Raw genomic sequence first — 23667 nt, 5'->3', positions numbered from 1 at the left:
CCCCCTCCTCTGCAATCTATTTAATCTACTGAAAATATATGCTATTTAAAAATTAAATATTCAAATGCTAGGTATCTATAAAATGAATACGTTATTAAATTTGGTCTTACTTAAAACTTTTATTGCGGTGGCAGAGACCGGCAGCTTCACTGTAGCTTCACAACATTTAAACTCGACTCAATCCACTCTGAGCCAACAGATCCAGCGCTTAGAAGCCTTAGTGGGCCAGCCTTTATTGATACGCGCCCATCGAATGCTCACATTAACTGAAACTGGTGAAATCCTGTTCAGTTATGCCAAAAAAATTATCGCACTCAATGATATGTTTTTTATGAAAATTACGGGCAATGCGGTGATCCAAACGTTACGTCTTGGTTTCCCTGAAGATTTTGCTTCTGGGCAAGTTACACCAACCCTTGCGACGTTTATGCGTGACCACCCGAACATTCGTTTAGAGGTTACCAGTGGTTTAAGCCGCCAACTTCATCAACGATACCAGCAAGGTGAACTCGATTTAATTATAGTGAAGCAACGAAAAGGTGAATTTAAGAGCCATTATCGTTGGCCAGAACCTTTATGTTGGCTAACAAGCGCTAATAATCAACATGTTAATGCCGATTCTTTGCCTTTGATTGTTTTCCCTGAAAATGGCTTGTATCGTAACGATATGTTCCGCTTACTGGATATTGAACAGCGCCCTTGGCATATTACCTATACTTGCACAAGCCTTGCTGGTATTCAAAGCGCCATTACCGATGGCCTTGGCATCAGTTTATTACCACTGCGAGCTAAGCTACCACAGCATCGTATACTGACTGCACAAGAAGGCTTTCCTGATGCAGAGGAGATGGAAATTGCTCTGCATGTCCATGGCAATTCAGAAGTGGTTTTAACGCTAGCTGAACGCCTAGCACGACAATTTGAACAACTTTGATAAAGAACATGATATGCAAAAACTCTTTGATCACCTAATCACACTAGAAAAAAAGCTACACCATTATTCAAATAGAGATAATTTAGAATTTCTTGAAAATATTCTGCACCCAGCGTTTTTAGAATTTTGCCGCTCTGGTGTGAGCGCCGATAAAACAGAGACACTTTTAGCCCTCACTCAAGCTAATAATTTATTGGAAATTCACTCCGAAAATTTCCAATGTGCACAGATAGATGCGAATACAGTGCTCATCACCTATTTAAGTTTTCAACTTGATAATGGGATACCTATTAAACAAACACTACGCTCATCGATTTGGAGCAAAAATCAGCACAACCAATGGCAGCTCCGTTTCCACCAAGGAACACCACGTTCGTTATAAATGCTTTTTTGCTGCATCGTAAACATCATTACGATGCAGCTTTCCTATGACATATAAACAAATTTCGTTTATTTACTCTATGCAATTTCATGGCTACTATTTTATTTGTTTATTAAAAATAATATCTAATAAATTTAAATAGTTAATGGAATAAATAAAAGGAATTTCAAATGAAAAGACCCCCTATTCGACCTAGCTACGCCCCTATAATTGTAATAGTGGTATACCTCATATATACCTGATACACACTGGGATCCACATTCAAAAGCATGGGAGTTCAATGATGTACAAGTTAATCATGACTTCATCCCAGCAAGCTTGCCGCCTGAAGTCAAGGATGCATTAAAGAACAATGTTTATCTTGTTTGTGGTGAAAAGAATTGTCCGTATCTTAAAGAGAAAAATTTTCAAGAATGAATGAAAGCGATCAATAGTGGTGATAAGACGGGTGCTTTAAGAATTTACAGTCAAAGATTTGCGCAATTCAGGAATATGAAAAAAAGCATGATTATGGCGAGTTTAGATAGAGCCAGAGTCGCAAGGAAAAGACAAGGTCCATGTGGTTATTCAGGGCCTATACAGTCAACAGGTATTATTGCAATGCCAGGGATATGGAGTGCGTGGAAAGATCTCCTCACAAGTATGCCAAATGAAATTACCAATACTCCCCATTCGTATACCGTTAATTTTAATAATTCATCAAACTTAGAGTCATCATTTGATGTGGGGATTAAATATCTAGTGGAATGAAAACGGTTAATACAGTGGGACCAGGAGCTTATCTTATTGAAGCTACTGGTGGTGGAACTGCAAGTATACGCATAAAATCACATTCAGTACCTATCACGGTCAGTATAAGCTTCCCTAAATAATTCATTATTTAACTATATAAAACTAAAAGAAGTACAACGTGATTTCTTTTAGTTTTTAGCATTTCGTCCATAACTTTCTAAAATATTATTTATTACTTTTTTATCCGAAAATGCCTGTCTATATCCATTTTCAGATTGTATTTCCCCTGCGATATACGTTTGAGAAATTTTATTTACACCGAAGTAAAGAGATACCTTTTTACCAATATTTTTACTCAGAAGAGAATTAAATCTTTCCGAACATTTAGGTGTTCTATTGATCTCAATATTCAAAACATAGTCATTTTTTAACTGTGAATGTCCCAATTGAAGTACAGAAACGCACTCTTTTTCTAAAATAAACTCATCATTTTCAAATTTATAGACGAGCCTATCGTTGTTACCTGTCACTGAACAACCTATTGATAAGACACCAACAATAGCGATTAAAAAATTCTGGATCCATCGACTCACTCAAATATCTCCTTTATAACAAATAAAAAATAATAACTTCCATATTAGCTTGTTATACATTTAGTTTTAGTGCTCAAAAATACAAAAATCCCCCAGTAAGATAACCCTACTGGGGGATTGATTTAGCGATTAGCTTGGTTAACCAAGCCTAAGCACAATTATAGAACGTCAACACAGTTCAGTTCTTTGAATGCTTGCTCTAAACGAACAACCATGGATTCTTGACCTTTACGCAGCCATACACGTGGGTCATAGTATTTTTTGTTAGGCTTGTCATCACCTTCTGGGTTACCCAACTGACCTTGCAGATAACCTTCGTTCTTTTTGTAGTAGTTCAGGATACCTTCCCAAGTTGCCCACTGAGTATCTGTATCGATGTTCATTTTGATAACACCGTAGCTAACCGCTTCTTTGATTTCAGCAGCGCTTGAGCCAGAACCACCGTGGAAAACAAAGTCTAGGCTGTTGTGAGGCAGATTAAATTTCTCAGAAACATAGTCCTGTGAGTTACGTAGAATTTTTGGCGTTAACTGGACGTTACCTGGCTTATAAACACCGTGAACGTTACCGAAAGAAGCCGCGATAGTGAAACGTGGGCTGATTGCGCTCAGTTTCTCATACGCGTAAGCAACGTCTTCTGGTTGAGTGTACAGCGCTGAACTGTCCATACCGGTGTTATCAACACCATCTTCTTCACCGCCAGTACAACCGAGTTCGATTTCTAGCGTCATGTCAATTTTTGCCATGCGAGCCAGATACTTAGCACAGATCTCGATATTTTCTTCCAGAGTTTCTTCAGACAGGTCGATCATATGTGAAGAGAACAGAGGCTTACCGGTTTTCGCGTAATGTTTTTCACCTGCATCTAACAAACCATCAATCCATGGCAGCAATTTACGTGCGCAGTGGTCAGTATGTAGGATCACAGGAACACCATAATGCTCAGCCATTTGATGAACATGATGTGCGCCAGAGATTGAACCCAGAATAGCGGCTTGTTGCCCTTCTGCTTTCAAGCCTTTACCCGCGATAAAAGCCGCACCGCCGTTAGAAAACTGAACAATAACTGGAGCACGTACTTTCGCTGCCGCTTCAAGTACGGCATTAATTGAGTCTGTACCGACACAGTTCACCGCTGGCAATGCGAAGTTATTTTCTTTGGCAACTGCGAAAACTTTCTGTACATCATCACCTGTGAGAACACCCGGTTTTACAAAATCAAAAATTTTAGACATTTGAAAAGGTCCTGTGTTAAACAGGCTGCCTACGCAGCCTGTTGTTCATGACAAATTAATTACGCTTTAGCACGTTCTTCCAGCATCACAACCGCCGGCAGTTTTTTACCTTCAACGAATTCAAGGAATGCACCGCCGCCTGTTGAAATGTATGAAATCTTATCCGCAATACCGAATAAATCGATAGCCGCTAATGTGTCACCACCACCCGCGATAGAGAAAGCTTCACTATCAGCGATTGCACGTGCAACGATTTCGGTTCCTTTACGGAAGTTAGGGAATTCAAAAACACCAACTGGGCCATTCCACAGAATGGTTTTAGCATTTTTCAGAATTTCAGCCAGACGCTCAGCAGACTCGTCACCTAAGTCGAGGATCTGCTCATCATCTTTAATTTTAGTACTTGATTTTAATGTCGCTTCCGCAGTTTCAGAGAACTCCGTTGCTACACGGACATCAGTCGGTACTGGAATATGGCAGTTTGCCAATAATTTTTTCGCTTCTGGGATCAGATCCGCTTCATATAAAGAACGACCAACATTATTACCTTCAGCGGCAATAAAGGTGTTTGCAATACCACCACCCACAATTAATTGATCGGCAATTTTAGAGAGTGAATCTAAAACGGTCAGTTTTGTCGATACTTTTGAACCACCGACAATCGCCACCATTGGGCGAGCAGGGTTATCCAGTGCTTTACCTAATGCTTCAAGTTCAGCGCTGAGTAGAGGACCAGCACAAGCAACTGGCGAGAATTTAGCAACGCCATGCGTTGATGCTTGAGCACGGTGAGCGGTACCAAAAGCATCCATGACATAAACATCACACAGTGCAGCATACTGTTTTGACAGCGTTTCATCGTCTTTTTTCTCGCCTTTATTGAAGCGAACGTTTTCCAAAACGACTAACTCGCCTTCCGCGATATCCACGCCACCTAAATAGTCTTTGACTAAACGAACCGGGTAATCAATCTTTTCAGCCAGATAGTCAACAACAGGTTGCAGTGAAAATTCTTCATTATACTCGCCTTCAGTCGGACGACCGAGGTGAGATGTGACCATGACTTTAGCACCTTGCTTGAGAGCAGTTTCAATTGTTGGTAATGAAGCACGGATACGTGCATCAGAAGTAACTTTGCCATCTTTTACAGGAACGTTTAGGTCAGAACGGATGAAAACGCGTTTACCCGCTAGGTCCAAATCGGTCATCTTAATTACAGACATGGTGAATCCTCTTGTTGATTCTCTATAAAGTTTTCATTAATGGCTGTGTGGGTCATAGTCTACCCTACCGTCTGTCAGCCGTTAATTAGTTGAAACCTGTTGCTGCCATCGCTAAAGTTGTATCTAGCATCCGGTTAGCAAACCCCCATTCGTTATCACACCAAACAAGGGTTTTAATTAAATGCTTACCGCTCACTCTCGTTTGTGTGCCATCAACAATCGCACTGTGCGGATCATGATTAAAATCCATCGAGACTAACGGTAATTCAGTATAGTCTACTATACCACGAAAATGTCCATGCGCGGCGCTTCGCAAGAGTTGGTTTACCGTTGCTACGCTAACATCACTGTGCACGGTAACACTCAAATCAATGGCTGTCACATTGGTTGTCGGTACACGTACCGATATCGCCTCAAAATGATTTTGAAATTTTGGAAAAATTCGCGTAATACCCGCTGCTAGCTTAGTATCAACCGGAATAATTGATTGGCTGGCAGCTCGCGTTCTTCTTAGGTCATGATGATAAGCATCGATAACAGGCTGATCATTCATTGATGCATGGATTGTTGTTACCGTGCCTGACTCAATACCGAACGCATCATCTAACAGTTTAATGATCGGAATAATACAGTTTGTGGTACAAGATGCGTTTGAAATAATTTTATCGTCAATTGTTAGACTATCATGATTAACGCCATAGACAACTGTCGCATCAAGATCATCCGAGCCAGGATGGGAGAAGAGCACTTTTTTAGCGCCCGCATCGAGGTGAGCTAAGCCATCTGCGCGAGAACCGAATGCCCCACTACAGTCAAGCACAACATCAACTCCAAGTTCTTTCCAAGGTAGCGAACTGATATCAGGTTGATGAAAGAGACGAATATTGTCATCGCAGACCTGCAACAGCGAACCGCTAAGGCGGACATCCCAAGCAAAGCGACCATGGCTTGAGTCATACTTCAGCAAATGCGCAATCCCTTCAGGGCTTGCCAGCTCATTAACCGCGACAACCGTAATTTCAGCACGTCGCCCAGACTCATATAAAGCCCTTAGTACACTCCGTCCGATCCGACCGAAGCCGTTAATCGCCACTTTTATTGGCATCCTACACCTTGAATTTCAACAAAATCACACGGCTGATAAGGATAACTGACTCACACAAACTCTACTGCTGATTTTAACGGTCAAACATCAAAAATGTGCTTCACTCGACACTTTTGAAATTTTTTAGCTTATTGACCACAGCAACTGAAACGGTTCAGCTATTTAAGAATTAGATTAAGGGATATAGACACAGAACGCAATAGTCAAAACACATGAAATGCACAAAAAAACAACGCCCCTACAGCAAAATTGATGTAAGGGCGTATTTCACTCTTTCTTACGACCCGTAATTAGGTCGTAAAATAATTACTTCAGCAATGACTTAGCAGCTTTCACTGCGCTTTCAACAGTGATACCGAACTCTTTGAATAGTTCTTCAGCAGGTGCTGATTCACCAAATGTATGCATACCAACGATAGCCCCATTGAGACCTGTATATTTGAACCAGTAATCTGCAATGCCTGCTTCAATAGCAACACGCTTAGTCACACTTGATGGTAGAACGGCTTCACGGTATGCCGCGTCTTGTTTATCAAATACCTCGGTTGAAGGCATTGAAACAACACGTACTTTACGGCCTTCGCCAGTCAGTTGGTCAGCGGCTTTCACTGCTAACTCAACTTCTGAACCTGTCGCGATAAAGATAAGCTCCGGCTGGCCATCGCTATCTTTCAGGATATAAGCCCCTTTCTCGATCTCCGCTAATTGCTTAGCAGTACGTGGTTGCTGCTCCAGATTTTGGCGAGAGAAGATCAGCGCACTTGGGCCATCTTTACGCTCGATAGCGTATTTCCATGCGACAGCAGATTCAACTTGGTCACATGGACGCCATGTATTCATATTAGGCGTTACACGTAAGCTAGCTAATTGCTCAACAGGTTGGTGAGTTGGGCCATCTTCACCCAGACCGATAGAGTCGTGAGTATAAACAAAGATACTACGCACTTTCATCAATGCAGCCATACGCACAGCATTGCGTGCATATTCAACGAACATGAGGAATGTTGCACCATAAGGAACAAATCCACCATGTAAAGCAATACCATTCATGATTGCTGACATACCGAATTCACGTACACCATAATGGATGTAGTTACCCGCTTTGTCTTCATTCAATGGTTTAGAGCCAGACCACATAGTCAAGTTACTTGGTGCTAAGTCAGCAGAACCACCTAAGAACTCAGGCAAGACTTTACCAAAGGCTTCTAAAGCATTTTGTGACGCTTTACGGCTAGCGATGTTGGCAGGATTTGCTTGCAGATTTTCAATAAATTTCTTCGCTTCTGCATCAAAATTAGCAGGCAATTCACCCGCCATACGGCGAGTAAATTCTTCAGCTAATTCAGGGAAGGCTTTTGCGTAAGCGGCGAACTTATCATTCCAAGCCGCTTGTTTTTCTTTACCAGCTTGACGGGCATCCCATGCTTGATAGATATCTTGTGGGATTTCGAATGGACCATACTGCCAGTCTAGATTTTTACGTGTTGCCGCAATTTCGGCATCACCTAATGGTGCACCGTGAACAGATTCTGTACCTGCTTTATTTGGGGAACCAAAACCGATCACGGTTTTACACATAATCAGCGTTGGTTTATCTGTTTCGCGCTGTGCTTCTGTGACAGCAGCATGAATTTGATCGGCATCGTGACCATCGATATCACGAATAACATGCCAGCCATAAGCTTCAAAACGTGCTGCGGTATCATCAGTAAACCAACCTTGTACATGACCGTCGATAGAGATACCGTTGTCATCATAAAACGCAATCAGTTTATTTAATTTCAGTGTCCCTGCTAGAGAGCACACTTCGTGTGAGATACCTTCCATCATACAACCATCACCCATGAACACATAAGTGTGATGGTCGACGATGTCATGGCCTGGGCGGTTAAATTGCGCCGCTAAAGTGCGTTCAGCGATAGCAAAACCGACTGCGTTTGCAATACCTTGCCCTAATGGACCTGTGGTGGTTTCAACGCCTGGAGTATAGCCATATTCAGGGTGGCCTGGTGTCTTAGAGTGGAGTTGACGGAAGTTTTTTAGCTCATCGATAGATAAGTCATAACCCGTCAGATGCAGCAAGCTATAGATCAGCATTGAACCATGGCCATTAGAGAGAACAAAACGGTCACGGTTAGCCCAGTGTGGATCTGCTGGGTTATGATTCATATAGTCACGCCACAGAACTTCAGCAATATCGGCCATGCCCATAGGCGCGCCAGGGTGCCCTGATTTTGCTTTTTGAACCGCATCCATACTTAGAAAGCGGATAGCATTAGCAAGGGTTTTACGAGTCGTCATTAGTATACTCCAGGTCGGATAAAAACGTACTTAAACCAATTTTCACAACGCAATACGGAATTATTGCACTTTTTCATAGGCAAACTATGAAACTAACGCAATTTGCTCCATACAGCAATTATTCGCTACATTTGTGCCCGCGAATCGTCAATAAATTAAGCCATTTCAGAGCTGAATCCTTTCCATTGCGCAAAATATCACTTAAAGATGAGTTTTTTGCGCAATTCATTACCCTTATTAAACCTGAGTTTACCATCAGGGATCAAGGTGATTTATGCTTCTTATGCATTTAGAGATAACAATAGTGATTATTGACAAATTTTGCTATGAAAAATTGGCTGATTAGATAGGAGATAAACATGTACTCTACATATCGAAACAAAAAATCCCCTTTCGTTATACGACTTGGTTATAATCTCGATACAATAGCAGCCCACTAGCCACCAGAAAATGAGTACATTTAGCTCAAACGCACTGAATAATCCAAGGCAGATAAGCATGAAGAAGAGATATCTGCTAATAAATAAAATAATGCATTAGAGGTTTAATTGTGGCATTTGAAATTTTTCGCAATATCGTGCACTACGGTTTTCATTTTTTAGTGCCAATCTTATTTGGCTATCTATTTTGGCGAAAAAATTGGAAATTAGCGGCATTATTGATGATAGCAACCATGGCGATCGATTTAGATCATTTACTGGCCGATCCGATTTTTGATCCTAATCGCTGCGGTATTGGTTTCCATCCGTTACATACTGGTTGGGCAGCTATCGCGTATGTGATGATATTTTTACTGCCATCATGGAAATTAAAAGCAATTGCGGTGGGGTGTTTATTCCATCTTTTTACCGATTCAGTGGATTGTTATATGGGGAGTTTAAAACAAAATACCACCAATATAGTTCTCATTGAGAAATATCATGAGCACAGAACCTCACTATATTAGTGGTTAGCCATATACAAACCAAAATCGGCTATTTATGATAATAAATATCCATGCTCATAAATAGCCAGATTCTACATTTAACCTATATTACTAAGAATAATAAATATCCTTGGAGCTACTTACTCATGCTCCGATAAAAACCAACATACGCATTAGCAAATAATTGGCAGCCAAATTTGATACCTTCTTTAATCATAAATTGATATTTTGGTTCATCCCAATATTGATTGACAACTTTCAAAAAATCTTCCGAGTGTTCAATATCCAGTTCTCGATGTAAGCCATAATGGGTGATCTTATCTTCTGGAAGCCAACCCTCTTTAGCTATCGCTTCAAATATCATGCACGATACATCAACAAATGTTCTCTCAATACCCGCATACATAGAAGCAGCAAAACGAAAATCACAAAAAGAAGAAACTCCACGTAATGCTTCATTAAAGATCCGAGCATTAGGTGGGGGGTTCTGTAAATCAATACTGGATATATCACCACCTAAACGTTCGATTAAAGTTATGATTGTATTTCCATGCACATTTTCCTTAACACCTTGACCGTGTTCTTCCCAAAGATTCCCCACCAAGGCAATTCGTGAAATAGGGTCGGATATATTGGCTATAATTTGTGCCATTGGCCTACTGAAAAAATAAACCATCGGTGCAAATTCTAATTGGCTATTTAAAAATTGTTCATGGGTCATTTCACCAGAAGTCAGAGATTTAAAATAGGGATTTTCAGGCAGATTTAAATCAAGTATAGATGATTCCAATTGGTTTTTTAATTCTATATTCAATGACATACATCAACCTCCAAGTTTATTTTTAGGGAAGAATACGTTTTTTATCAAACAAGATAAAAGTAAATTAATCATTTCCTTTAAAATAACCATGGCATATTTCAGTTACATTGACTTATATTTAATTATATTAATCATTAATAATTTATTAGCTCATTAAATTACCGATAAAAATAGCATCATAAAATATACAAGTTTAAATAATTCACATCATTAACAAAGTGAAATAACCATTCTAATTTCCAATATATAAATTATATTTCCATCACTTTAGTTTAATTAAAAGTACACGATGATATTTTGTCGCTTTTATGGAAGCTAAAAATAATTACGCCCGGGGTATTTTTACCGATTAACTGGATTGTGATATGAAAAGAGTTTAATACTAAACACGCTACATAATATTTGAATACGGTAGCTTTGGCTCAGTTTTTTAATTATCGCAAGTTGTTCAGGGAGTCTGACATCACCAGAAAAGTAGCCTTCTTTAAGAGCTCGTCATGCTTTTCGAGATGAGCAATTTTCTTTTTTAGTGCACGAATTTCAACTTGTTCTGGTGTCATTGCCGATGCTTTTGGCGAAATACCTTTACGCTCGTTTTTGAGTTGCCGCCCCCATTATCCAATGGTTGATTTACCCACGCCCATGGTATTGGCAGCTTCGGCCGCGGAACAATTTTAATCAATGACAAATTGAGTCGCTTCAAGTTTAAGTTCAGCACTTAAAAATCGTTTTATACGTTTTGCAATAAATGTCACCTGTTTTTTTATGAGGTAATATATCACCTCTGACTTGGTAACCAAATTAACTTTACTACTCCAAATTTTCATAAATCCAGTAAATTTCTGAGAAATGGGAACATATTCAATTTCTGTAGCTATTACTTATAAGATTAGTCTAATATGCACTCATTTCTCTAAATAAAAATACCGTTGATAGCACCTGCATATCCAAAATTAGAGCAAATGGCATCACTCAATTTGTAAATAGCAATGAAATTGATGTCACTTTATTATTTATTGTAAGATGCATTTCAATTAATTGTACCTATTACTACAACACTTGTTTGATATTCCCCTGCTGTAACACTCCCTGTAGACGATTTTAGCTGTCCATCAATTGTGAATGTCACTTCCCCTATCCCCGTATTAACGATCGATGACCCGCCTAATTTCCCATTTATACCAATAGAAGCATTAAAAGGGCCCAGTTTAACTGAATCTCCACCAACCACAGTAAAGGTAATAGATGCATCCTTTGTACAAGATACTGAGCCTATAGATTGAGCCATGTTTCCAGCCCAGTCATTCATGCCTACAGTTCCAAAGTTCAGATCAGGTAAATTCACATTACATACAGCTGGGATGTCAGGAATTAACCCAGAAGGAATATCAGTGCCACGTACAGTATTATAAAATAAAGACCGGCAAGTAGAACTGTTGACTGTATTTGATGTGCAAGCGATTACATTTGCCAAAGCAGTCATAGACCCATTACGAGGTAAAACCCGAGTATGATTATAACTTCCATTAGTGCAAGACCGATTGGCACATATACCAGATATACCCCGCCAAATATAAAATTTGTTGATGCTTGGTAATGGAATATTAACTGTCGGTAAATCGGATAAAATAGCTTGATTACATGGTTTATCAACCTTTATATACAGATTGGGATCATAAAATACATCACCAGACATATCCCAACGCATATGCCCGTAACTGTAATCATACCAGCCGTCAGACTCAGAAAAGTATAGAGTTCCATACAAATAACATGATGATCCTCCTGATACGTTAGAAAGCGTATTGTATTTAGCATCAATAGTCACTGCTCCACCGGAGTAGCCATAACTTTCAGCGGACATAACTCCAGAATCATACCCAACAGAATCGGTTATAGGACGCCGATCAATATTATCTTGGATTTTATATACTGTTCCAAATATTGAAAAAGACCCTTCACTATATCCTATTGCTCTTTGCGGAGTATTGTTCTGATTGAAGTAAGATGCCCCAATAGAAGTTAATGGAAAAGTGAATAGCAAAAGAGCTAACTGAATGCGCATTTATGGATTCCTTGTGTCGCTTGATAATGAATACTCATCAACGAAATCTATTTTGAAATTGAATACCAAGAAATTTGCCACCGCTTAAACTGTTATTGTGAGATAAATACTAAGCAATAGATGGCAAATAAATCACTACTAAACCTTAGCGAGCATTGACGTATATAGTCTTGCACTAGCCTGATAGAAAACACCCCGTCTCTACCCCGTAAAATGGAGCATCGCTTCACTGATATATCAACATATACGTCAGCGTCGCCGTAAAAAAACCCGGCTGAATGCTCTCTACCGTTGCGTCTTCCACTGCCTGTATATATGACCGTAACCGTATCGTCATATCCCCTTTTTTTATCGGCATTAAAGGCTCTACCTGAGTGTTATTAATGGGTAACGCTACACCACTCGGGGTTTCAAGACCTATCGCAATCCCACTAGCCTGACTTCCAGCATCCACATTCAGTAATCCATTGTCGGTCGTCGAAACACCGCTAAATTTCACTGCAATACTATTTCCCAAAGAAGTATCACAATCCGTCAAATGAAATTGGATGTCTTCCTTGCTATAACGACGTTGTCCATTCAGCAAATCCTTTGAATTAATATTGCCCCCAAAGTCAACTCCGAAGTTCTCATAATTCGGGTCAACCGTGCACGGCAACGCAATCAACGTTCCACTGTACTGAATATCATTACTGTTCGCCGCCTGAGCCACTGACGGTAGAAAACTGCAACACCACAGTATTGCACTCATCGACATCCAGAAAGTTCTCTTGTGATTGAATATCCTCATGGGTAATTCATCTCCACACTGGCCGTCGCGGTAAAATTCCCTTCATATAACATTGCAGACGGGTCAGTATCCTTCACTGGCACCGCATACAAGGGTAAAGTTGCAACGCCATTATCCGACATCGTTATCGGTGTCCCTGTGTTAGGTGGTATGACGACCCCTTGATGGTATAATCGAACCCCCAACCCGGTCTGACTAGCTTGCAAGGCTTTATTATCAAAACTCTCCGCGACCATCCCGCGATACTCAAGATATAACGCCACGGCATTCCCAAGCCCTGTTCCGCAACTCAGCGTCAAGGTAAAGTCTTGGCGATAGTTTTCGCCATTAATCTTGGTGATCCCCACCTCGCCAAACGGCACGCGGATCGGCTGGTCAACCCCGTCCGGCCCCGCCACATCACACGGCGGGTTTTGGATTAAGTTGGCGGTAAAGTTCACATCTACCGCATACGTCGTCAGCGGCATCAAGCCGCTTAGCCATAATGCCATTGCAGATATCTTAGCTTGTCGGTTCATCATTATTGATACTCCACACTCAACGTCGCGGATGCAGTCATCTGACCGTCATTAATCCCCCCAGTCCCACTGCCAATCGGTATCACACTAAGGGTTGGCTGAGTGCTATAATTAAAATGACGCCAGACGCCTAAATTCAGATTACTGTTACCCGCCATAAGGCGTAATCCTAAGTTCTGGTCCGAGGTGGACAACACATTCGCCGCTTGGCCACTCATGCGGGGGCCATCAAATTTCAGTTTTAAGGCTGGATTACTTGCTGCATCGTCGCAACTTAGAGTATACGGAATGTCAGTTTTTCCGTAGCTAACCCCATCGATGTTTTTTATGATCAGGTCGCCCATCGCCACATTGATGGGCTGTCCAATCCCGTCAGGCCCGTAGATATCACAGGTCTTCTCAACTACCGTGACCTTCACGGTTAAGGTATAGGTTTCTGCAAGGGTCGCCGCTGAACACAGCATCAAACTGCTCATCAACAGACTGGTTGCCAGCACTTTCGGCAGTCGACATCGTCTCATTGTCATAATGATGACCACTCCTACTCGTACAACATTTCAAATGCAATCAGCGCCGAATACGCCCCCGGCACAAGCTGCCCCGTTCTCACCGGCGTCACGTAATAGGTCAACTGACTTTGCCCTGAAGGCAATAACTGTGGCTCACTTTCTAACCCCAAAGGTAGCAGTGAACCATTTGGTGTCGTGATAGCCAGCCCCAATCCTTTTACCCCATTGACACGAGCGATATCCGGCATTGATGGCACACTATCTGCTAAAAAACGAATTTTGACTGCTGGTTGACTGGAGCTCCATGCTGTCATTCCCGTTTGTACATTATCTAAACGAGTCTCTGTTTCTAAACAGTCCTCTAACTCAATCTGAAACGGTACGGGTGCTCCTCTACCATTATGCTGCAAGGTACTGGTATCCAAATTCCCCATCTCAACTGATTGGTAACTAGATGTCATCGCTAGCCGACATGGGCTTTCCGTTAATGAACCAGACACGTACAACACACCATGCTGTCCATCGACATTCCAGTTATCTACTGGCCGATAGAGATTGCCATTATTATCCGCCGCCATGCCTGATAAACTGACGGTGCTGCTAAACATCGCTAGAAGTAAGCCGTATCGGAAAACGTTTTTTCTTTGTAAGTCTGTCATGCGCACTCCTTCAATATGGGCACCGTCAGTCGGGTGCTTACTCGAATTATTCGCTTTTACCATTTGGAACAACCTGACAGCTCGACACCTGACAGCGGAAGGTCAAATTAGGGCGTCCACCATAATCATTGATGTAAGTCAGTACGGGATTATTTCCTAATTGATTAGCGCTGATGCCTAAATCATCCTGTCCAAACGGTGGCACCATGACTGGTGTAAAATCTTTACCATCCGATGCTTTGCCATTAGTTGTCGCATTAATAATCGTGACGTAATACGGTGTGGGATTTTTCACGATATAACGTTCACCTTGTTTATCTAAGGTTAATTTGTCTTGCCATGGCGCACCGTTTTTTTCAGGTATTATCGCTTTAGGTCGATAAAACAGCTTCACTCGTGTTTGCAGAGCAATTTGTAATGTGTTTGGTTTATCGCTTTTTGGCGGTATTTCTCGTAAATTAAAATAAAATAAAGACTCACGATCTTGAGGTAACGAATTAATAGCAGGTAATGCTTCAATTTTTACTTGGCTTGATTTACCTGGCTCTATACGCTGTACGGGCGGTAATACAACTAATGGCGATTGGATCTTCTGCCCTTCCGCATTTTCAATCCACCCTTGCGCTAAATATGGTAACTGTTTGTTGTTATTTGAAATATTGAGTGAGATTGACTTTTGTCCACCATCAAAAATAACCCGAGTCCTATCCATCGATACCGCGGAATAAGCTGTGCTGCTAAATAATGCCAAACCAATTAACCCCATGGTTGTACGATAAGAAATCGTTAATTGCATAGTTATTTACCTTTTATTTCTGTGTTCTCTCTTGAGCCATGCTTTTCGTGAATTAGGCTATTCTTGTGCTGAATAAAACTATCTTTTCGCTATCACTGTTGATGCTGGTAACGTTGTCGGAATACACGGCAGTAGTAATGCTTCCTGTAAAGAACCTAACTGAATAGGAAAAGTGATCTGGCAAGCCTTATCTTCTCCCCATGTCACAGTCATCACACTCTGAGGGTTAATACCACTGATATAAGCACTTCCAGAATCACCCACAATTCCTGTGTTTTGCGCTTTACTGTTTTGTATTTGAGCGCCGAATGGCGGGTGGCTACCATCAGGCAATCGCAGTACAGTCATCGCTTTTTGTCCTGATACCACAGCAAAATGACGATAACCTACAGCGCCTTCTGTGAGCGTAGCTTGTACTACCGACTGCTGTGCTTCTACATTGTCTGGTAATGCATTTAAATCAATTTGAGCCTTACTACGGTAGTAACTACTCACATCACCAACAATGGCTTTACCAAACATATTCGAGGTGATCGGTGCACCTATCCCTTTGATCGGTACATCCGAAACACCATCGGTATCGACTAACATTCGCGTTCCTCCTAATGTATTAACACGATGAAGTCCGCTTCCCTCTGGGGTAAAAGTCATTCCACCGCTCATTGATAGACCAAATGCACTATATTGGTTATGCATATAACTCACATTAGCCGTTAAACGTGCGATATCAGCTTGATGGGTGATAAATGCACTCCCCGTTCCTCCTTTTTTGCTACTCCCGGCACTCAACTGGTATGTCGTTCGATCATTGATTCGGTCGTAATAGGTCGCCCGATTTGTCGTATCGTAGCGACTACTATTCAGCGAATACCCTACGTTGGCCCCGTTACTTAAGGGGAATGAGGTCGATAGATATATACTGTCATCCTTGACACCGTTATAAACACTGCGGTTTGCCGATAAGTTAACACTGATATTTTTAAGTGAACCAATATCCATATATTTCGACAGCATAATGCTGTAATAATCATTATCCGGCTGATCCCAATAAGTTTGGTGGTTATAGTTGAGGTATAACGACATTCCTAACTCGCCGAAATTTTTATTCAGCGATATCGTATATAACTCTTTACTCCCTCCATAACGCTCACCGGTTTTCAGTGCATTTAAGAAATCAGACATCGACATAAAGTCACGCTCGGAAAAGCGATAACCTGCAAATTGAATAGTGCTATCAATCGCCTCAAAACGTTTAGAGTAATTAATACGGTAAGAACCTCCGCTTAAATTCCCCATATTTGGTAATCGAGCAAAAGATTGAGTAACATCGAAAGATAAAGCTCCAAATGCCAATAAATCACGCCCAATACCCAGCGATACGGCATTGTAATTTTTACTATTCAGGCTACCGCCAAATAGTGACCAGCCATTGTTGACTCCCCACGAAAATTCACCCGTGACAAAAGAATCCCCTTCACTGTGACGCTGATAATTAGTTGGCTGGCCTAATGCTAATTTGTATTGTATTTGCCCCGGACGCGTTAAATAAGGCAAGCTAGCTGTATCTATTTGAAAGTCTTGAGTTGTACCATCTTGTTCTTTAACTGTGATATCGAGTTTGCCACTAACAGCATCACTCAAATCCTGAATACGAAACGGCCCAGGAGCGACTTGTGTTTCGTACAACACTCGCCCTTGCTGGCTAACTATTACCGTCGCATTTGTTTTTGCGATACCTGTCACTTCTGGTGCATAACCACGCAAATTTGGCGGGAGCATATTCAATTCAGAACGCACACTGGCGCCAATAAAACGAAATGAATCAAAGATATTAGAAACGAGGTAATCCTCCCCTAATACCAATTTAGCAGCGAGTGACGGCAATGCGCGATAGGCATAAAACCGATTCCAGTCAAAGTCTTTATTAACCGAATCACCAGAACCAGTCGCATGATTTAAACGACCTTGCCAATCAGCGCGAAAGCGCCAAGCCCCTAAGTTCACCCCTACAATACCATTTCCATTTAACGCATAACTATCGTGACCACCGTTATATGAATTATTGGCATTACCATTAATGTTATAGTCCAGCATCAACGCAGCAATTCCCTCATCCCAACGCGATGGTGGATCCCAGTTAGGCGCAGTGAATTCGAGATAAGCTTGTGGGATACTCACGTATAATGACGAGGTAGCTAAATCACCATGGATTTGCATCCCTGGTAAACTACTTGCTGTCAGACACTGTCCGTCATGCCACCATGCCAACTCTTTTTTTGCCGATGAAGTCAATCCAAATTGATCCGCTACCTCTGGCGATATACAAGCTGTACTACCTTGTGGATCATCTTCAGGGGGATAAAAAGGCACTGACACTTCTGAAAACTGCTCGCCATTTACCTTTAATGTTAAAGAATAGGTCCCCGGCATGATGTAACCCACACGAGAGAACTGCTCTAGATCGATGTTATTTTTATCTTCTAGATCTAGCACATCCGTATTGAATTCAATTGTCTCAGTTGCCCACAATGGCGTTGATAGACCATAGAATGAAAAAACAATGGCTAGGCCTAAGCGACTAAGGCGAAAAAATACAGGTCGTGAAGAAGACATAAATAACATCCCTAAAAATCAGGTTCAGGAAAAACGTAAGCTAAAAAGAAAAAATGACTTTTTATTATTAGTAATAATCCAGCTTAAAACGCAGTGCGCTTTGATATTGCCCCGGACGTAAAGGCTCTTTATCGGCAACTAGCCTTAACCCATAATTCAGTACAGTATTTCCCGGTGCGATAGTTTGTTTCTCTGTGGACTTCCCTGGATAAATAGGCTTCCCATCTGCATCTTGTAATAACAGAGCAACGCCACGCGCATCTCCCGACACCGTAAACCAATTACCAGAAGCAGGACCGTCAAAAGTCACCGTAAAAGCTTGCCAAGGAGAACCGGTATATGGCACTAAAGTGCAACCAATTAGCGTAATAGAGAAAGGGTGAACAGGACCTTGTCCTTGTTGGCGTATTGTTCCAACGGGTAAGATTCCCATGTCGACAACCTGTTCATAAGAACCGGTATCAATAGCACATGCAGAATCGACAATACTGCCATTCATGTTGACACTTCCCCATAGTGTGGAAGCTTGTGCTTGTACACTCGGTAAAGTGGCAAATTGACTAACAAGTAACATGACTAAAATAGCTTTCATAACCGAGTTCCCCCTCTTTTATATTTCCCCTAATCACGAAGTGACTTAGGGGAATACTTCATTGACAATAACGATTAGTTATAGGACAATGTAAAGTTGGTCACAGCTTGGAAACTACCCGGAACAACAGTCGCATCTGACATACCTTGTAGCGCAGCTTGAAAACTCAAAATGTTATTACCTGAGGTATAAGCACGCTCAACGGTTGAATCATTGATATTGATTTTTGCACCTGATTTATTCATCAATACAATACCTGCACCAGACGCATCACCTGTAATTTGAATTAATCCAGTATTGCTACCATTGTTTACCCACTCTGTACCTTCAAATTTCACTTCAACCATATTGTTATATTTTTGGGTAACGCCATCTTTATCTTTATATTCTGCGTTCAACGTGCAACCTTCGAGATGGATCTCAAAAGGCTGAGCTGCGGACATACCACCTTTCTGTAGGGTAACATTAGAAACCTGTCCTAAATCAATAGTTTGACTTTCATCTCCTGGAGCGATTGAGCATGGTGCTTCAATGATAGACCCCGTGAAAGTTACTGTCCCTTTTCCTGCATCCACAGCAAAAGCGGATGCACTCATTGCGCCAGAAATTAAGGTTGCTAAAATAATTTTTTTCATGATTGCCTCTGCAATATAAATATATCGTACTTAAAAAATAGGAATGTATTCACAATCCTTCAGACGTGTTTATTCCTAATTATTTAAAGATAAATAATTTAAAAAACTTTAAATAAAAAAGAATGGTGATATAAATAATTAATAGAAAATAACTAACCCCATAAGTTAGTTTGATCATACCGAGAAAAAGTTTCTAGCTGTTTTTTTAATTCTTCAGACTGCTCAGAAGAACTAAATACATTGTGGTACTGTACACTGATTTTCTTTTCCTTTTCGAACACCCGTAAAAAGACCTGATTAAAGAAATCAGTTAATGAAACATTTAATGCGTTTAAAATAACAATCAATGTATCTATTGTTATATTACAAACCCCACATTCATAGCGTGATATTTGTTGTTGGGAGACATTAACTACCTTAGCTAGCTCCTTTCCGGTCATCAAACGTTCTTTACGTAATTTATGTATTTCTTCTCCAATCGCTTTGGTAAAAACAGTTTTTGAATCATTGAGTTTATTTTTCGGCATTTGCACCGCACCTACTCTCACTATTTTTCTCCATGCATTAAATTAATTAACCTTACTACTCAAACAGTATTAAAATAAATATAACGAACGAAGATAACTAATAAAAACTGATACCCTTAGAAAACCAATTCATTTAAAAACCGACTAAAAATCGAATAAAAAACCTATTCTCTACACATTTTATGCAACTTTAAGGATATATGAATAAATAATATTGTATTATGTGTTACCACTGAATCAATGCCCATTAATTTACTTGAGCATTCACGCAAAATCAAACCTAATCCATCCCAGCTAGCAGTACAAACAACCACCAGATACACCGCTGGAGAGTAAATTAAATATCATAAAAGCTAGCTATATAGCTGGCTTTAACCGCATTCCTTTTTATGAGCATCCATATAAAATGGTTTTTTTAACCACAAAAACACCAATTAAGATGCAAATAAAGATGAAAGTTTTAAATTTAACAAATAGTCATAATTTTTAGTAAAAATATAAATTAATTAATTAACTAAATATCTCTAATAAAGTAACCGGAAAGCAAAAACAACATATTTTTCATATAGATACAAAACAAGATCTGTTTTTAAAAATAATAACAAATCTTCAAATATCAGATAAGTCACCTTCAATAGTTAACTTTATCTTTTGATTATACTAATAATACTCACCACGATTTCATCGTCGTTTTTAAAATAACAATCACCATAATTAAAAATAAACGTGTTAATTTTTAGTTAATTTCTAAATATTGAAAAATCACTATTAATTTAAATAATATAAATATGCAAAAAAAGTGAATATACCTGATTGTGTTTATTTATTATTTGAAAATTAAACATACTCATAGCGAGTATCAAAAATAGACAAAATTAAACGAAAAGTAAAATTTGAATTTTAAAAATAATTTAAATTGCAAACTATTATTATTATCAATAACAAAAAAGTAATCTTAAAGTCATAAGGAGATGAGTAAGTGATTTATAGATTATTTAACGAGATAGTTTATATCGCCAACAAAAAGAGAATTAAATCGATTTAAGCTATTCAGGATGGGAAGTACTCATAGATTGTAAAGCCAAATGACCCACACAAAAGGACGGGAATTAAAATTATCTAATCAATTTGGTTATAGTCATACCTCAACAGCTATCATTAATGTCATGTTAGCTTTCATCTGTTTATTTAGATTTATAAATTGCTTACGCGTAATAACAGTCTTATCTCAAGGCTTCGTTCTCTGTTTCATAAACTTTATTACTGACTAGCTGAGAAATCGTCATGAACACAGATTGAGATATCAAGAGCACTCCTATCACTACTTTTATGACGGATTTTTCTTTGACGTGTTTTTTTAAAAGGTTAAAAAGCATAAAAACAAAAAGCCCTGACTCTAAGAGTCAGGGCTTCGATATCTGGCGGAACGGACGGGACTCGAACCCGCGACCCCCTGCGTGACAGGCAGGTATTCTAACCAACTGAACTACCGCTCCGAATGTCCCTCTAGGGAACGAGATGCATATTACGAATACTTACCATGCCAGTCAATACTTTTTCTTGAAAAATCGTACAGTTGAACAGTTTTTAGCCTCAAAAGCGAATAAAGACTAATGAATAGTCTCTTCCTCATCTGGAGATTGTCGCCAAAGACAAGGTTTTCCCCCTTTCTTATCTACGATATCAAGTCGTTTTTCATGCTCAATAAGCTCTTCATCGGTCGCATAAAGCACTTTTAAACCACTCGTTGGACGCTCGATGCGTTGTACCTCTTCAACATAGCTTTCATTCGATGTGTCTGCTTCCATAGAAAAAGCTAAAGATGTCTGTCCCCCCGTCATCGCTAAATACACGTCGGAAAGGATCTCAGCATCCAATAAAGCGCCATGCAGTGTACGCTTAGTATTATCAATCAAATAACGATCACACAAAGCATCCAAATTATTTCTTTTACCTGGAAATATTTGTCGAGCAAGCACTAAACTATCGGTTATCTGGCAAAAATCAGCGGTAGGTGGTATGCCTCTATTTAATTTAGCAAATTCATAATCCATAAAACCAATATCAAAGGGAGCGTTATGGATAATGAGTTCAGCACCGCGAATAAACTCAAGGAATTCATCAGCAATATCAGCAAAAGTCGGTTTATCCTGCAAAAATTCATCACTGATACCATGCACTTCAAACGCTTCAGGATCCACTAACCGATTTGGTTTAATGTAGACGTGAAAATTACGGCCAGTCAGCCTACGATTGATGACCTCAACCGCACCAATTTCAATAATATTATGGCCTTCATAATGAACGCCTAACTTATTCATACCGGTGGTTTCGGTATCGAGGACAATTTGTCTTGTTATCGCCGTGCTCATAATGGGTTTTTGTGTCAAACTAGAGATTGATGAATAAGGTAGAGTTTAACAGAAATGACAAAGCAGGTAGAAATTTTCACGGATGGTTCTTGTCTGGGTAATCCAGGCCCAGGGGGGTATGGTGTTCTTCTTCGTTACCAACAACATGAAAAAACGCTCAGTGAAGGCTTTTTTTTAACGACGAATAACCGTATGGAGCTACTGGCTGCTATTGTCGCCCTCGAATCTTTAAAACGCCCATGCGATATCATTTTAACCACCGATAGCCAATATGTTCGCCAAGGGATTACTCAGTGGATACATAATTGGAAACGGCGTCAATGGCGTAAAGCAGATAAATCTCCTGTCGTCAATGTAGACCTTTGGAAACGCCTAGATGCGGCTATCACTCGCCATAAGATCGACTGGCGTTGGGTAAAAGGCCATGCAGGCCATCCTGAAAATGAAAAATGTGATGAGCTCGCTCGACAAGCAGCAGAGTCACCAACTCAAGAAGATACAGGTTACCAACCAGCTCAAAGTTAAATGTTAACTCGCCTATATTATTTGGACGAAATACAGCTCAGCGCATACATTATATTCTTTTGCATGCTATGAGTTCTTTGAGCGATCCGACATACGTTTTGTGGCACCTAATGCGGTACTTATTTTCACTTTGGGCTGTTTAAATTTTAGTAATGTTGGCGTTAATGGATAAGTACGCTTTCGTGCCACAATCACATTCAATGTCCCAATCCCCCCAATACGTTGATTCAACCAATTGTTAGGGCTGTGCCACGGAAATACCTGACAATTACAATGATAAAGCACTTCATAATTTAATAGACTAAGCCAATCGAATACCCTTAACGTTGGAAATAGACGACTACAATAAGGCTGTTGTTTACGAAGAAATGGCACCATTTTCCCAAGGCCTAATAAGCTAAATGGATTAAAGCCTGAAATAATTAACCAGCCATCATCAACTAATAGGCGGTCCACTTCACGTAGCATCCAGTGAGGGTCATGGCTATAGGCCAATACATGTGACATTAAGCATGCATCAATAGATTTATTAATAAAAGGAAGAGCTTGGGATTCAGCAAGAACATGGAAACGAGGGTCATCATTCCCTACACTAAACTGATGCGATATCATGCACTCTTCAGTATCGATCTCAGTGCTTAGATGTCCTAACTTAAGCAAATGAAAGCCAAACATTTTTGGCCACCAAGGACGAAGCTGATATTGTAGGGCTTGGCGGTATTGCCTCCCGAATGGGATATCAGACCAACTTACAGGCATCTGGCGTTTTTTTTCAATACGCGCTGGCTTCATCGAAATTCCCCTTAATCACAATAT

Annotated in this window: 23 protein-coding genes, 1 tRNA gene and 1 pseudogene; 5 read left to right on the top strand and 20 right to left on the bottom strand. The window is 40.2% G+C overall.

Annotated elements, in window-relative coordinates; genetic code table 11:
* The first annotated feature begins 82 nt into the window (after positions 1–82).
* The 3 genes from G3341_RS03765 to G3341_RS20615 all read left to right on the top strand — a co-directional run bounded on the left by G3341_RS03765 (position 83) and on the right by G3341_RS20615 (position 2066).
* Positions 83–934, top strand: coding sequence for a LysR substrate-binding domain-containing protein (locus G3341_RS03765; protein WP_244316473.1), 852 nt, complete (start codon positions 83–85; stop codon positions 932–934).
* A gap of 13 nt (positions 935–947) precedes the next feature.
* Positions 948–1316 carry a DUF4440 domain-containing protein gene (locus G3341_RS03760; RefSeq protein ID WP_230085794.1) on the top strand — a complete coding sequence of 123 codons (369 nt, stop codon included), beginning with the start codon at positions 948–950 and terminating at the stop codon, positions 1314–1316.
* Between the two features lie 492 nt (positions 1317–1808).
* Positions 1809–2066: a hypothetical protein gene (locus tag G3341_RS20615; protein ID WP_244316472.1), complete on the top strand. Its 258-nt coding sequence runs from the start codon at positions 1809–1811 to the stop codon at positions 2064–2066.
* Positions 2067–2236: 170 nt separating this feature from the next.
* Here the strand turns inward: G3341_RS20615 and G3341_RS03750 are convergent, their stop codons facing one another.
* The 5 genes from G3341_RS03750 to tkt form a co-directional block, all read right to left on the bottom strand.
* Complete coding sequence (locus tag G3341_RS03750; protein WP_163860727.1) at positions 2237–2641, bottom strand: hypothetical protein; 405 nt, start codon at positions 2639–2641, stop codon at positions 2237–2239.
* A gap of 158 nt (positions 2642–2799) precedes the next feature.
* Entirely contained in the window at positions 2800–3876 is a 1077-nt protein-coding gene (gene fbaA / locus G3341_RS03745) for a class II fructose-bisphosphate aldolase (protein ID WP_154623656.1), read from the bottom strand.
* A 59-nt stretch (positions 3877–3935) separates the two neighbouring features.
* Positions 3936–5099: a phosphoglycerate kinase gene (gene pgk, locus G3341_RS03740; protein WP_154623657.1), complete on the bottom strand. Its 1164-nt coding sequence runs from the start codon at positions 5097–5099 to the stop codon at positions 3936–3938.
* An 85-nt stretch (positions 5100–5184) separates the two neighbouring features.
* Positions 5185–6204, bottom strand: coding sequence for an erythrose-4-phosphate dehydrogenase (gene epd / locus G3341_RS03735; RefSeq protein ID WP_163860726.1), 1020 nt, complete (start codon positions 6202–6204; stop codon positions 5185–5187).
* Between the two features lie 306 nt (positions 6205–6510).
* Positions 6511–8505, bottom strand: coding sequence for a transketolase (gene tkt, locus G3341_RS03730; RefSeq protein ID WP_163860725.1), 1995 nt, complete (start codon positions 8503–8505; stop codon positions 6511–6513).
* A 550-nt stretch (positions 8506–9055) separates the two neighbouring features.
* Here tkt and G3341_RS03725 point away from each other — a divergent pair.
* The gene (locus G3341_RS03725; RefSeq protein WP_163860724.1) at positions 9056–9451 is read left to right on the top strand and encodes a DUF6122 family protein; all 396 of its coding nucleotides are present in this window, start codon (positions 9056–9058) and stop codon (positions 9449–9451) included.
* A gap of 115 nt (positions 9452–9566) precedes the next feature.
* On the opposite strand, the gene G3341_RS03720 is transcribed toward G3341_RS03725, so the two are convergent.
* From G3341_RS03720 to dnaQ, 14 genes and pseudogenes are all read right to left on the bottom strand, one after another.
* Complete coding sequence (locus G3341_RS03720; protein ID WP_163860723.1) at positions 9567–10250, bottom strand: TenA family transcriptional regulator; 684 nt, start codon at positions 10248–10250, stop codon at positions 9567–9569.
* Between the two features lie 363 nt (positions 10251–10613).
* Positions 10614–10996, bottom strand: a pseudogene (locus G3341_RS20610) (transposase); the annotation flags it as partial.
* Between the two features lie 284 nt (positions 10997–11280).
* Positions 11281–12315 carry a hypothetical protein gene (locus tag G3341_RS03715; protein WP_154624418.1) on the bottom strand — a complete coding sequence of 345 codons (1035 nt, stop codon included), beginning with the start codon at positions 12313–12315 and terminating at the stop codon, positions 11281–11283.
* A 226-nt stretch (positions 12316–12541) separates the two neighbouring features.
* Positions 12542–13066: a fimbrial protein gene (locus G3341_RS03710; RefSeq protein WP_225829620.1), complete on the bottom strand. Its 525-nt coding sequence runs from the start codon at positions 13064–13066 to the stop codon at positions 12542–12544.
* Between the two features lie 35 nt (positions 13067–13101).
* Entirely contained in the window at positions 13102–13503 is a 402-nt protein-coding gene (locus tag G3341_RS03705) for a fimbrial protein (RefSeq protein ID WP_237069619.1), read from the bottom strand.
* A 122-nt stretch (positions 13504–13625) separates the two neighbouring features.
* A complete protein-coding gene (locus G3341_RS03700) occupies positions 13626–14150 on the bottom strand; it encodes a fimbrial protein (protein WP_223854850.1) in 525 nt (174 codons plus the stop codon).
* A gap of 14 nt (positions 14151–14164) precedes the next feature.
* Positions 14165–14854, bottom strand: coding sequence for a fimbrial protein (locus G3341_RS03695; protein ID WP_004927229.1), 690 nt, complete (start codon positions 14852–14854; stop codon positions 14165–14167).
* Entirely contained in the window at positions 14838–15587 is a 750-nt protein-coding gene (locus G3341_RS03690) for a fimbria/pilus periplasmic chaperone (RefSeq protein WP_042117401.1), read from the bottom strand. Before G3341_RS03690 ends, G3341_RS03695 begins: the two co-directional genes overlap by 17 nt.
* A 78-nt stretch (positions 15588–15665) precedes the next feature.
* On the bottom strand, positions 15666–18200 hold the full coding sequence (locus tag G3341_RS03685) for an outer membrane usher protein (protein WP_163860722.1): 2535 nt from the start codon (positions 18198–18200) through the stop codon (positions 15666–15668).
* A gap of 67 nt (positions 18201–18267) precedes the next feature.
* Entirely contained in the window at positions 18268–18792 is a 525-nt protein-coding gene (locus tag G3341_RS03680) for a fimbrial protein (protein ID WP_004927221.1), read from the bottom strand.
* 74 nt (positions 18793–18866) lie between these two features.
* The gene (locus G3341_RS03675) at positions 18867–19427 is read right to left on the bottom strand and encodes a fimbrial protein (protein ID WP_163860721.1); all 561 of its coding nucleotides are present in this window, start codon (positions 19425–19427) and stop codon (positions 18867–18869) included.
* 152 nt (positions 19428–19579) lie between these two features.
* Positions 19580–19975, bottom strand: coding sequence for a helix-turn-helix domain-containing protein (locus G3341_RS03670; protein ID WP_163860720.1), 396 nt, complete (start codon positions 19973–19975; stop codon positions 19580–19582).
* 1398 nt (positions 19976–21373) lie between these two features.
* Positions 21374–21450: transfer RNA gene (locus tag G3341_RS03665), tRNA-Asp, on the bottom strand.
* A gap of 114 nt (positions 21451–21564) precedes the next feature.
* Positions 21565–22326 carry a DNA polymerase III subunit epsilon gene (gene dnaQ / locus G3341_RS03660; protein WP_154624045.1) on the bottom strand — a complete coding sequence of 254 codons (762 nt, stop codon included), beginning with the start codon at positions 22324–22326 and terminating at the stop codon, positions 21565–21567.
* Positions 22327–22380: 54 nt separating this feature from the next.
* On the opposite strand from dnaQ, the gene rnhA reads away from it, so the two are divergent.
* Positions 22381–22851: a ribonuclease HI gene (gene rnhA / locus G3341_RS03655; protein ID WP_154624044.1), complete on the top strand. Its 471-nt coding sequence runs from the start codon at positions 22381–22383 to the stop codon at positions 22849–22851.
* A 66-nt stretch (positions 22852–22917) separates the two neighbouring features.
* On the opposite strand, the gene G3341_RS03650 is transcribed toward rnhA, so the two are convergent.
* Positions 22918–23643: a class I SAM-dependent methyltransferase gene (locus tag G3341_RS03650; protein WP_154624043.1), complete on the bottom strand. Its 726-nt coding sequence runs from the start codon at positions 23641–23643 to the stop codon at positions 22918–22920.
* Positions 23644–23667 lie beyond the last annotated feature (24 nt).

This window comes from Providencia vermicola, from assembly GCF_010748935.1.
Taxonomy (GTDB): domain Bacteria; phylum Pseudomonadota; class Gammaproteobacteria; order Enterobacterales; family Enterobacteriaceae; genus Providencia; species Providencia zhejiangensis.
This window is presented reverse-complemented; position numbering and strand designations above follow the sequence as displayed.